This window comes from Macrococcus bovicus, from assembly GCF_004359575.1.
Classification (GTDB): Bacteria; Bacillota; Bacilli; order Staphylococcales; family Staphylococcaceae; genus Macrococcus; species Macrococcus bovicus.
The window spans coordinates 50,328-63,043 of sequence record NZ_SCWF01000003.1 but is presented as its reverse complement, the minus strand read 5'-3'; the positions used below and the strand labels follow the sequence as shown (position 1 = coordinate 63,043).

11 protein-coding genes and 1 riboswitch are annotated in these 12,716 nt (G+C 42.2%); of the genes, 2 read left to right on the top strand and 9 right to left on the bottom strand.

Annotation, left to right across the window (positions count from 1 at the left end; translation table 11 throughout):
- Window positions 1–56 precede the first annotated feature (56 nt).
- The 5 genes from ERX55_RS04110 to ERX55_RS04090 all read right to left on the bottom strand — a co-directional run bounded on the left by ERX55_RS04110 (window position 57) and on the right by ERX55_RS04090 (window position 5,436).
- A complete protein-coding gene (locus ERX55_RS04110; RefSeq protein WP_133451335.1) occupies window positions 57–1,925 on the bottom strand; it encodes a DHA2 family efflux MFS transporter permease subunit in 1,869 nt (622 codons plus the stop codon).
- 12 nt (window positions 1,926–1,937) lie between these two features.
- Window positions 1,938–2,588 (bottom strand): biotin/lipoyl-containing protein, encoded by a 651-nt coding sequence (locus ERX55_RS04105; RefSeq protein WP_133451334.1) that lies wholly within the window; start codon window positions 2,586–2,588, stop codon window positions 1,938–1,940.
- 330 nt (window positions 2,589–2,918) lie between these two features.
- A complete protein-coding gene (locus tag ERX55_RS04100) occupies window positions 2,919–3,755 on the bottom strand; it encodes a MetQ/NlpA family ABC transporter substrate-binding protein (protein WP_133451333.1) in 837 nt (278 codons plus the stop codon).
- A gap of 12 nt (window positions 3,756–3,767) precedes the next feature.
- Window positions 3,768–4,433, bottom strand: a complete 666-nt coding sequence (locus tag ERX55_RS04095; RefSeq protein ID WP_133451481.1) for a methionine ABC transporter permease — start codon at window positions 4,431–4,433, stop codon at window positions 3,768–3,770.
- Window positions 4,423–5,436 carry a methionine ABC transporter ATP-binding protein gene (locus ERX55_RS04090; protein WP_133451482.1) on the bottom strand — a complete coding sequence of 338 codons (1,014 nt, stop codon included), beginning with the start codon at window positions 5,434–5,436 and terminating at the stop codon, window positions 4,423–4,425. The genes ERX55_RS04095 and ERX55_RS04090 overlap by 11 nt, the downstream gene beginning before the upstream one ends.
- A gap of 68 nt (window positions 5,437–5,504) precedes the next feature.
- Window positions 5,505–5,609: riboswitch (SAM riboswitch) on the bottom strand.
- Window positions 5,610–5,729: 120 nt separating this feature from the next.
- Here ERX55_RS04090 and ERX55_RS04085 point away from each other — a divergent pair.
- The gene (locus ERX55_RS04085; protein ID WP_133451332.1) at window positions 5,730–6,275 is read left to right on the top strand and encodes a TetR/AcrR family transcriptional regulator; all 546 of its coding nucleotides are present in this window, start codon (window positions 5,730–5,732) and stop codon (window positions 6,273–6,275) included.
- 72 nt (window positions 6,276–6,347) lie between these two features.
- Entirely contained in the window at window positions 6,348–7,691 is a 1,344-nt protein-coding gene (locus ERX55_RS04080; RefSeq protein ID WP_133451331.1) for an N-acetylglucosaminidase, read from the top strand.
- Between the two features lie 37 nt (window positions 7,692–7,728).
- On the opposite strand, the gene ERX55_RS04075 is transcribed toward ERX55_RS04080, so the two are convergent.
- From ERX55_RS04075 to ERX55_RS04060, 4 genes are read right to left on the bottom strand one after another with little or no spacing between them, the layout of a single operon-like run.
- Complete coding sequence (locus ERX55_RS04075) at window positions 7,729–9,294, bottom strand: phospholipase D family protein (protein WP_243721452.1); 1,566 nt, start codon at window positions 9,292–9,294, stop codon at window positions 7,729–7,731.
- Between the two features lie 52 nt (window positions 9,295–9,346).
- Window positions 9,347–11,245, bottom strand: coding sequence for a hypothetical protein (locus ERX55_RS04070; RefSeq protein WP_133451330.1), 1,899 nt, complete (start codon window positions 11,243–11,245; stop codon window positions 9,347–9,349).
- Window positions 11,217–12,122, bottom strand: coding sequence for an ABC transporter ATP-binding protein (locus ERX55_RS04065; protein ID WP_133451329.1), 906 nt, complete (start codon window positions 12,120–12,122; stop codon window positions 11,217–11,219). The genes ERX55_RS04070 and ERX55_RS04065 overlap by 29 nt, the downstream gene beginning before the upstream one ends.
- On the bottom strand, window positions 12,103–12,492 hold the full coding sequence (locus ERX55_RS04060; protein WP_133451328.1) for a GntR family transcriptional regulator: 390 nt from the start codon (window positions 12,490–12,492) through the stop codon (window positions 12,103–12,105). The genes ERX55_RS04065 and ERX55_RS04060 overlap by 20 nt, the downstream gene beginning before the upstream one ends.
- Between the last annotated feature and the right edge of the window lie 224 nt (window positions 12,493–12,716).

The window sequence follows — 12,716 nt, the reverse complement described above, 5'->3', positions numbered from 1 at the left end:
GACCTCATATGTAAGTGGTTCTTTATACAAAAAAAGAGAAGCATTGAGCTTCTCTTTTATGCTTCATCTGAGCGGTAATGATGTTTGCCTTTCAGGAAGAACGATAAGATAAGTGCCAGTGCACTGAGTACGGTAGCGACCCAGAAGGCATCATTGATACCATTGATGGTTGCAAGCTGCTGCATGCGGCCGAGCATCATCTGAGTACCTAGTGCATCATTCCCTACCGCTTGTCCCGCCTGCTGCATCTGATTCATGATGGCAGGGTTGGTCTTATCCAGATTATCCGCTATATCACCGAGATGCGCTGTTGCCTGCTGCGTCATAACAGTGACCAGGATAGCGGTACCGATTGAACCGGCCAGCTGACGAATTGTATTACTGAACGCGTTACCATGAGGAATTAATCTGCCTGGTAATGAATTCATACCTGCTGTCATAATCGGCATCATGATAAATGACATACCAAATGAGCGCAGAATATAGATATTCAGAATATGACTGTAAGGTGTATCCATGTTCAGTTTAGTCAGTTCCCACGTTGCATAAGTCATGATAGCAAGACCGAAGATAGCAAGCGGTTTAATGCCGATTCTATCGAATAAACGGCCTGCGATAGGTCCCATCAGACCCATTAAGAGTGATCCAGGTAATAACAGCAATCCTGAATCAAGTGGTGAGAATCCTCTGATGGATTGCAGATAAACCGGCAGAAGGATCATCCCACCGAATAATGACATCGTGACGATGATGTTGATCAATGTCGTGAATGAGAAACCTGAGTATTTCAGAGTTGAGAGATCCATCATCGGATTTTCCATTGACAGTTCTCTGAAAACGAATAAACCGATGAAAATCAGCCCGATAATAATGGTAGAATCTACAACGGCTGAGTCCCAGCCTTTGTTACCGGCTTCACTGAAACCGTATAAAACACTACCAAACCCGATAGTACTGAAAATAACACCTGGTATATCAAGTTTGGCTTGATGCGTCGGCTGTGCAATTTTGAACCACACGGCTCCAATCAGAAGTGCAATCGCACCGACGATGAACATGCCGTAAAACATGACATTCCAGTGATAGTTCTGGATGACCCAGCCTGTCAAGGTAGGACCGAGTGCAGGTGCTAAAATAAATGCGATACCCATCGTACCCATAGCCGCACCTCGTTTGTCAGGCGGGAAGATAGACATAAAGATGTTCGTACCAAGCGGCATCAAGATACCGGCACCTACTGCCTGTGTCAAACGGCCGGCCATCATCACAGGGAAGTTGCCTGCGATGGCACAAATCAGAGAGCCGATTGTGAAAAATATCATGGCCGTCATGAATAACTGACGATAAGTGAAACGTTGTATCAGAAAGGCGCTGATAGGCACTAAAATACCATTGACCAGCATAAAGCCTGTTGTCAGCCACTGTGCAGTAGAAGTCGTAATACCAAAGTCATTGATCAGGACCGGTAAGGCGACATTGATGAGCGTCTGGTTTAAGATTGCGACGAACATCCCGATCATCAGCGCAGTGATGATCTTAGGGATAGTGATATTTTTTCCGAAAGTTAAGTTCGGACCATGTGCATGAGCTGCTGATTCTCTTGGTGATTCTTCAGTAGCAACGGTCTCTCTATTATCATGTTCGCGCGCTACTTCACTGTTATAGATCACTTCTTCAGGATGCGCTTCTGTTTTTTCATGTGTACTGTGAGTTGTACTATTATAGATGACTTCCGGCTCAACATGTGTTTTGATCGGCTGCTCATAAGTCACCTTCTCCGATTGATGATTGTAGACAGGTGTTTCTTCCACGACCTGTTCTTCGCGTTCAACCGGTTTAACTTTCTTTCTTCTCAGGAAAAGGCGGTTAATAACAAAGAATACCGCCAGAGATAATAGGATATATGCAATGATAAATGAGGTCATACGATAACCTCCTTAGTTTTTATGAATGCGTACAGTTACATTCATCCCTGGTAAGATGTCTAATGATTTGTCTTTAGAAAGGCTGATTTTAACAGGCACTACTTGAGTGACTTTAGTAAAGTTCGCATTACCGTTTGAAGAAGGTAATAATGAGAAGCTAGAAGCAGTAGCATAACCAATTTGTTCTACTTCACCTTTAAGTGTCGTGTCTTTGTAACCATCAACGTATACATCAACGTCTTGACCTTTTTCGACACCATCAAGATCTGTTTCTTTAATATTTGCTGTAACGAATAATTTGTCCATGTCATAAGCGTAAGCGATAGGTGTACCAGCGCCAACAAAACCATTTTCAGTTGCTTGAGTTTTAACGATTGTACCGTCTTGAGGCATTTTAAGGTCCATTTTTGCTGGTTTGCCGTCCGCACCTTGCGTCATGACCTCACCGATTGTATCGTCCTTAGAAATTTCATCGCCGACTTGCTTGTCAAATGTAGTCAGTTTACCGGCTGCAGGACTTGCAATTGTTAATTGTGTACCGTCTACCTTTGCATTATCTGTTTTAACATAATTTGTTGCTTCATCATAGAAATGATAAGCAGCAATACCAGCAGCTGCAAGGATAAGCAACGTTAAGATATTGATTAATACTATTTTTTTCATGTGTATTCCTCCATTTAATTTTTTTCACATAAACTATATTATAGTGATTTTCATCACACTATCAACCAACAATATTCAACAAAGTGTTGGATTTCTTGCCAGTCTTCAAACCGCAAACGATTACATTTTTTATTACAGTCTGGAACTTATCAAGTACTCGTATTGATCAGGACTACAAGTCAATGAGATTTAAAGATGAGAGTCTGTATTAACAGCTATATTAATGAAGGTTTTTATTTCTTCAGAGACTTTAGAACAGAAAAATGGCCAGTCTGTGACAGCCTCTACGTAAAAGAACACCCCGTCATCAGCACGGGGTGTTCACCTTCTCTATTTCACGCTTTCTTCGACTTCCTTAATCTCATCTGCCGTCAGCTTATGAACGACTTCGCCACCATTAGAATTTTTCTTGATCGCTTCTGCTACTTCAGGTGTCTGATAATATTCAACGATTTTTTTGTATTCGGCTTTATCTTTATTTTCAGTTTTTGCAGCGATGACATTGATGTACGGCTTTGCATTTTCAGCATCCGCACTTTCAAGATAAATCGGATCGTTCTTAGTATCGAATCCTGCTTTACCCGCTACACCATTGTTGATAATACTTGCTGCTACGTCCGGTAACACTCGTGGCGTCTGCTGCGCATCAATCGCTTTGATTTTGATGTCTAATTTGTTCTCTTTTATTTTTGACGGGTCGCCTAACAGCCCAAAGTCATCATTTAATTTAATGATGCCAGCTGTTTCAAGCAGACGAAGTGCACGGGCCTGGTTAGTCGGATCATTAGGAATCGCGACTGTATCCCCTTTTTTCAGTTCCTTGATGTCTTTAATCTTCTCTGAATAAATACCCATCGGTGCAAAGACAGTTGTGCCGATCGGTGTAATATCCAAGTGATGTGCTTTCTTGAATTCCTCTAAAAACGCAAAATGCTGGAATGCGTTCAGGTCAATTTCACCTTCGTTGAGGGCATTATTAGGAATCGTGTAATCCTGGAATTCAACGAGCTCTACTTTAATACCATCTTTCGCCGCTTTTTCTTTGATGATATTCCAGACTGTTTTATCTTCCCCTGTCACACCGATTTTAACTGTTTTATCATCCTTACCTCCACACGCCGCTAAAAATACTACCACACTTAAGACAACCCAAATTAATTTTCTCATCATTTTCTCTCCTTATAATCGACTTGTATATATATTTGCAATCTTATTGCCAATGAATTGGACGATCTGAACTAGAATGATCAGTATCAGCACCGTAATGAACATGACTGCGACATCAAACCGCTGATAGCCATAGGTAAATGCGAGATACCCAATGCCGCCTGCCCCGACAAGGCCAGCAACAGCAGAGAATTCAATCAGCGACACGGTCGTAAATGTCAGTCCCAATATCAATGCGCCTGCCGCTTCAGGGACAAGCACTTTAAACAGAATGTCGAATTTTGTTGAACCCATTGCTTCCGCTGCCTCTATCACCCCTTTATCAACCGAGATGATGTTATTCTCAACAACCCGGGCGATGGACAGTGAAGCCGCGAGCGTCATCGGGAAAATAGCTGCCCAGATGCCAATAGATGTGCCCACCAAGAAACGTGTAACAGGTATCAATGCAACCAGAAATATAATGAATGGAATCGGTCTGATGGTGTTGATCACAAAGTTTAACGCCATATTCACTGAACGATTCTCAAGGACATGGCCCCGTCCTGTTGCATAGAGCAATATCCCGAGCGGAATACCTATCATTGCTGCGAGCACCAATGTAATACCGACCATAATCAATGTATGAATGAGTTCCTGCAGAATAATCGGATAAAATTCAGATAAATCAGCTTGCAAAGCCATCAACCTCCTTGATTTCAATACCATATTGCTTCAGCTCCAGCAGGGCAAACTGGACCTTGTAATCTGAGCCGACCGCCTCTATCAGTAAATTACCGAATAAACGGTCGGTCAACTCAGTTATACTGCCATACAAAATATTAAAATCGACTTCATACTTGCGGCCAATTTGGCTCAGCACGGGTTCCAGTATCTGCTGATGATTGAAGATAAATCGATACAACTTCCGTGAGGGTTCTACACCTTTTGGCACATGGTCATTCAGCACGGAATGGACAAAACGTTTCGTCGTCGGATGCACGGGATTCGTGAATAGGTCAAAGACTTTGTTCTGTTCTACAATACGCCCTTGTTCCATGACCGCCACTTCATCGCAGATTGTCTTGACGACTTCCATTTCGTGCGTAATGAGTACGATGGTGATGTTCAGTTCCTGATTGATACGTTTCAGAAGACGCAGGATTTCATCCGTTGTTTCGGGGTCCAGAGCAGACGTCGCTTCATCACAAAGCAGAATTTCCGGATTCGTTGCAAGCGCACGGGCGATACCGATACGCTGCTTCTGGCCGCCTGACAGCTGAGCCGGATAATCATGTTTCTTATCTGACAACCCGACAAACTGAAGTAATTCATCGACGCGCTGATCCAGTTCTGCTTGTGAATACTTTTTGGTCAGCTTGAGTGGATATTTAATATTATCTGCGACTGTCTTTGCCTTAAAAAGGTTGAACTGCTGAAAAATCATGCCGATATTCTGCCGTCTTTTTCTGAGCAGCTGGGGTTTTAAAGTAGTGATGTTTTCACCATCTACTATGATGCGACCGCTCGTCGGTTTTTCGAGCTTGTTGATCAACCGGATCAGAGTGGACTTACCGGCGCCTGAATAACCCACAATGCCGAATATCTGTCCTCTCTCTATATTCAGTGTCACATCTTGCAGTGCCGTCACTGTTCCTTTCTTCGTCTGAAACTGTTTTGATACTTCATCAATTTCAATAATTGCCATGATAGCCTCCTTAAAAATCAAAAAAAGACCTTTTAGCCAGAAGCTAAAAAGTCTTAAACGTCCTTTTATCTGCCAAGCTAAGCTTGATGGAATTAGCACAGTGCTCATTTCTGAGTCCGCTGCTGAGATGTCATCGGGCCATATCCCTCAATCTCTCTTGATAAGTTTTATGAAGTTATACTCATAGTACATGTACATGAATAAAGTGTCAACTTCTTTTTTAATTTTCGCAATCTTGAATCTATGATAAAATAAGTGACTATAATAGAGATAAGAAGTAGGTACTTATGACAGACAAACAAACGCTGATACAAGAACAGTTTTTAAAACTACTGGAACAACATCGTTTTCGTGAAATTACTATTAAAATGATCTGCGAAGAAGCGCATATCAACCGCTCCACTTTTTATACATACTATCTTGATAAATATGACTTGCTAGATAATATGATTGAACAGCATCTATCAGAACTCAACTTAATCGGCAGTCAATTTGCAGAAGTCATAAAGACGGATTCTGATACTCTACGTACTTCATCACGCCTTTATTTGAATCATTTGTTCTCATATATTTATGAGAATCAGAGTTTTTTTCGTACATTGATGACCGTTCATCCGGCTCAGAACTTCACACAAAAATTTATGGGGGTTCTGAAGGAAAACTACATGCACATCATTACGGATCATCACCTTCAGGATCCTGAGCATTTTGTCAATTACACGTTAGGTGGCCAGTTTGGAATTATTTATTTCTGGCTGCAGAATTATTGCGTCGAGCCCCCGGAGAAGATAGCAGATATCGTCTATCGTAACATTCTCAAGACAAATCGTTAATTTATTGTAAAACTCAGCTTTTGATCGATTGTTTCCTGTATAATAAAATCACTAAACTACTGGGGGTCCTGAATGAAGTATATTAAACGCACACTTGCATTGACCATGCTTTCCACTATTCTGTGCTCTTCTTACGCACAAGCAGACACATTAAGAATGGGACATATTAAAGATACTAACTCCATTATCATCACCAGTATGAATGCGATGACGAAAAAAGTCGCAGGTGATTATGTGAACTATACGCTTTATGTCAATGATAAAGTGATGATCAACCAACAACCTTATTATCGTGTCCAGGTGACGCCTGACATCAACAATGCAATCGGCTACGTTGCAGCAGACGACCTCGTGATTCGCCCGGTTAAAGATGCAGCAAAACCTGATACAACGCTTCAGCTTTCAGCCAGCACAAAGGTCTACAGCGTTCCTGAAGGGACAGACAGACAAATCATAGACCGCGCACCTAAAGGTGAAAGCGTTACAGTGTATCAGTCACTGCAGGTCGGAGATACACTCTATCATGAAATCACCCGGACTACCGGTTTAACAGGGTGGATAAAAGCCAGCTACAATGCACCGAAGCCGGTCACTAAGAAATCTGAGATCAAATATGCTGTCAGCCAAGAGCAGAAAGTCAGCAAGCCAGCCGAACCGAGCATTAAGAAGCCAGTGACTAAAACAGAAATTAAGGCCACCCCTATTGCAGGGGCACGCATGGTCACAGCCAGTCTTGAAGATGCTTACAAAGCGCAGATGAGACTGACACCAAGACCACAGACCTCTAATGGTATCAAGTGGTATAACGCACCTAAGACAGCCATTCTTGAAGCGATGGATACTGGCAAACTGGCAGCTGACAGCATCAACCGTTACCAGTTCCTTAATCTGACCGAACCTCAAGGTCTCTCTGTGGAGCAGCTCAATTACCTTCTTCAAGGTAAAGGTATTTTAGAAGGACGTGGACAGGCATTTAAAGTGGCCAGTGAACGTTATGGTATCAATGAAATCTATTTAATTTCACATGCTTTGCTGGAAACAGGTGAAGGGACAAGTGAACTTGCACAAGGCAAGAAAGTGAAAGGTGCTGACAAAAAGAAGAAATATTACAATATGTTCGGCATCGGCGCCTTTGATAAACATGCAGTGAAATACGGCGCGCAGTATGCAGCAAATGTCGGCTGGGATACACCTGATAAGGCTATTATCGGGGGCGCAAAGTTCATTGCTACAGGTTATTTAAGCGAGTCACAGAACACACTGTATAAGATGCGCTGGAATCCGGATGCACCCGGACAGACACAATATGCGACCGATATCCACTGGGCACATGCCAATGCAAGATACCTGGTCCAGTTCTATCAGCAGTTAGGGCTGGAAGGCACCCATTTTGACTTCGTTCAGTACAGCAAATAAAAATAGACGTTCAGCCATATAGCTGAACGTCTATTTTTTAAAAACTGGAGAGGCCGGTGAATTCCTGCAGACGATAGAGCACTGTCTTCCAGAATGATACTTCTTTCTTCACATCATAGCTATCTGTCACATGTGCCCGGTCATTATTCCATTTAGCATCAAAATCAGCATCCAGCTGCTTAAAGACAGGGAGATCGGATTTACCTGACAGGATGACATCTGTCTCCATATTATAATCCGCCAAATTTCTACGTGTAAAGTTCGCACTGCCGACAAATAAGGTGGAAGTCTGTTGCTGATCGTTTGCTATCAGCAAGTATTTGCTATGGAACTGCTCACCATGTGACACCGCCCATTTCACCTGAATACGGTCATCACTTTTCGAGACCAGTTCATGGGCGACCGCCTTATTGGGGATACCCGGCTTCTCTTTGCCGAATGCTTCTTTATTGACATCAAGAATCAGCTTGATATTGACACCACGCTCAGCTGCCCTGAGCAGTGCGTCAATCATATCGCGGTCAGACAAATAAAACATTCCTATCTTCATCGTGTCATTATCATTCGTTCTCTCAATATATTCAAGGAGTGCCTCTTTAATCTTCCCTTCTGTGACAAGGGTCGTTTCGTAATCCATCGTATTATTAAATGCACGGTTACGAATAGTAAAGTCTTCTCTTTCCAGGCTGCCTCCGCTCATATTGATGGCAGCAACCTCGCTCCTGATCAAGTCTTCCTGAATACGGCCGGACATTTTAACCGCGATATTCTGATGATGGCCGCTCGGATTATGAGGATTACTGCTGGCAATAACAGCGGCTTTTTCAGTCACCAGTGTCTTGCGATGATTCGCCTTAAAATTAAGAAGTTCTGCCATTCCCCTCACTGTTACATCAGGCGCCTTCTTTGAGAAAATATTGGTCAAGTGGCCATTCTCACTGTTACCTAAGAAATAAAATGTTGAGCGCCATAAGCCTGAATAAAGCGGATTAGAATCACGTAATTTCGTTAAATCTGTTTCATAGACATAAATATCATGGGCGCGCATCTGTTTATAATGGTGCGGCGTATAGCTGCCATAAACAGAATTAATCGGATCGGTCAGCACGTATATACGGATATCCGGATTCTCCTCTTTTTTCCTGATCAAATGTCTGGTGAGCTCGCCAGCCAGGTCAGGAAACTTCACTCGCCCGTCATAGGCATCATTAAATAAAAACATATCCAGTATGATGAAATCATCTGCCTCATCAATCGTCTGGAAGATTGTGCTGAAAATTTCCTGGTCGTACTGCTGGCCATAACTATGATCAAGCAATAGCTTCACATCATTGGTTCTGCTGGGCTCAAAACGTTTGGACAGACCAACTGGCATCGGCTTCAGCACATTAAAAACTGTAACAGCCGCAACAATTAAAAACAGGCCGCCTACTATCCATTTACCGACAGGCTTTTTCTTCTGTGATTTTGATTTCCGCCGCGCAGAAGGACTCTTGCTATTTTTAGGGACCACTTTCTTCGCTGTCATTTTCTTTGCTGATTTCTTTTTAGCAGCTGGTTTTCTACCGGCTGATTTTTGGGCTGTCGTTTTTTTCTCTGCCATAACATCCTCCATTTCCCGGGTCATAAGGAAATAAGAAGATGCAAGCATCTTCTTATTTCACTTCTTTATTCATCTTAATTATAGCAAATGATCCATCTTTACCGACAGCATATATATCATCACCCTCGATATCAGCTGAACCCTCATTCAACGCCTGATTGAAAGCCTGCTGAGTTACTTTTGTTTTCTTCAGTTTTTTCATTTCAGTGTCATCAACAGTCGTCTGACCATCAAAGTGATCCGGTTTGACATTCAGACGATAATATTCATCTGCTTTAAAGATATCACTCGGCTCATCAATCATTTTATTCTTCATCATATAGTCAATTAAATGATGATGATAAGGTGAGAGACTAAAATCAGTATATCTGCCATCTAATCGATCAAGTGAAATGGATACAGAGGAAGATGAAATACGGACCGCAGAATTTTCAGTATTGGCTACCGCCATATCTGCTTTTAATGCTTTTATAAATTCTGAATTATAGTTAGGTTCAATGACTTGTGTATCACCTTCATCGATATAGATATTAACAGTATCATTTTCCTGATCGGCCCAGTCATAACCTTCGGCGATTGCTTTGGCATAGATTTTATTGTCCACCAGCTCTGATGCTTGCTTGAACTGTTCTTCAGAGAGATCGCTATACGTGCGGTGTTGAAGGTTACCATTTTTCATCTTATACGTTACGGAGAAGCTGCCATAACCTACACTTGGATTATGATTGATAATATTCTGATGCAGCGCCACGACTTCTTTGATATAAGTGGGGTCTGTCACGTAACTTTTCAGGTGTGGTCTCATTTCCTCAGACATTTCGGTTTCCATATTCACTGATGCCACCTGATTCACGTCCGGCACGTAACCTTCCTGCCATTTACCATAGGAATAAGTCGCTGCGAGTATCAGCGCGACCACTAGAAACGTCAAAGCCATAGCGCGGACATTCAATCTTACTCTCGGACTTCGCTGATTGACTGCCTGTGCCAGCAGATAGATGATCAGGAATGACATTATATAGATGATGGCGATAATCAATAAGTTCTGCACGCCTGCAGTAAAAATAGTCCCTGCCACCATTACACCGAGTAGGACAACTAACGTGATAAACGCCCATTCAAGCCAAGAACGCTGGAAAGAATGAACAATACGCTCATTGCGCCGGCGCTCATAAAGGAAGTAGGTCAAAGCGAGCAGTAGGCATGCTACGAGCATCGCAATACCAAAATACAGCCAGTCTATCCGGTCAACGATATGATTGACCATACCAACCGGGAATGTCAGATTCTCTGACAGTGTATAGACTTTTTCCTGGCCCGGATCAAAATCCAGTATCGTCGCACCGCGGAATAAATTATTGTATATCCCTGTTGCAAGGCTGTGGAAGAGAACAGGCAGCATGAGCAATAAAGCAGTGAGCACCAGATGGCCAAAGTAATGATTGATCAGCTGGCCGACAAAAAGCGTAAATATGAACGAGAACAGTGAGACAATTAATGTCAGAATCACCCAGTCAAAGATTTTACCGGCCGTGATGTCCTTGAAATGAAGTGAAAACAGACTGAGGATAACGCCGTTAATAATTAGATTGATGGCGACTGTCGCCGTAAAAGCAGCAAGCATATGCGCCAGTATCTGATGTCTTTTAAACGGCAGGCTATGCATAAAGTCTGACGCATCTTCATTCTTCAGGAAATAAGTCATGCCTAGTGCACTCAGTACACCATAAAATAATGTGCCGACCAGAAAGATGGAAAGGATAGCAGCGTCCATACCTAGCAGATGACTATTCGTGCTATACATTTGCCCATCTTCACTATAAGTCATTAAGATATAACCAAATGGCAGCAGGAAGAATGTACAGATGATGTTGATTGCCATAAAGATTAAATTATTGAAAAAGAAATGCTGAAACAAGCCTTTATTCAACGATAATATTTTCGATAGCATAGCCGTGTCCTCCCATCTCATAAGTAAATATCTCTTCTAAAGTCAGCGGCAGAATATCATACATGAGCGGATGATATCGCGTAATGATTTCTTCTATATGGCTGTCACTGCCTACAGTGATACATGTGACGACACGACCTTTTATTTTACGGTCGAGTGCTTTTAAGTCTCTATAGAATGATTCCGGCGGCAGTGTTTCGAATGCAACCTGAACTTTGCAGTGCTCCCGTTTCAGGCTGTCGAGTTCACGATTAATCAGCATCGTTCCTTCGTGCATGATGGAGATGCTGTCACAGAAGTCTTCCATCTCACGCAGATTGTGGCTGGAAACCAGAATAGACATCTGGTGGCTTGAAACATCCTGAATAAGCAGATTTTTGATGGTATGTCTGACAACAGGATCCAGTCCGTCAAATGGTTCATCGAGCAGGAGTACTTTAGGCTGGCAGGACAACGACAGAATGAATGCTGCTTGACGCTTCATCCCTTTTGACATGCGGTTGAATCGCTGCTTCGGATTCAGCTTCAGTAGTTTGACCAACTGAAGAAAACGGCTGTCACTAAATCCCGGGTAAGATTCTTTATAAAAAGCAGACATCTCGTTTAAATTAGAATAATTGAAGAAATAAGGAATGTCCGGCATAAAGAGCATCTCTTCTTTAACAGCTGTGTTTTCATAAACCTCTTCTTCATCATAGAGAATCTGTCCGCTGTCAGCCTGGTAGATACCGGCTAACAATTTTAAGAAAGTCGTCTTTCCTGCTCCATTTGATCCCAGTAAACCATGTATGGTACCAGGAACCAGTTCTAATGTGGCTTCTCTGACCGCCTGATAACGGTCAAATGATTTACTAACTTCAATCGCCTTGACGTTCATGCTGTTCACCTCCCGCGATAATTTCAATTTTTTGCTGTAACTCTTCTTTCGTCAGACCGAGGAATAAAAGTTCCTGTATGATACGTTCCAGTTCAGTTGTCAATTCATCCACACGCTCCTTATTAATATCTGTCTCTATTTTTTGAACAAAGCTGCCTCGGCCTGGAATAGAATAAGTGAAGCCTTCGCGTTCAAGTTCTCGATATGCTTTTTGAATCGTATTCGGATTGATGGTCAGTTCCTGTGCCATCTGTCTGACAGAGGGCAGCTGCTCATCAGGTTTCATGACGCCTTTAATAATCTGCAGTTTAATGTTCTCGATTAACTGCTCATATAAAGGGGTACGACTGCGGTTATCAATTGAAATCAATAGATGACCTCCTTTATCTTTATTGTACAAACTGTATTAATTAATATAATACAGTTAGTACGGTATAAGCACAAGCACTTTTGTAAAATTTTTGTTATCAAAAAAACCACATACCCTCTAGGTATGCGGTCTACTAATAGCATAAGTTTGATTAACGTTATGAGCGATATTTCATGTTTATCGCTCATAACTCATATCATTGCTGCGGTCGTCCCTTGTTGTGA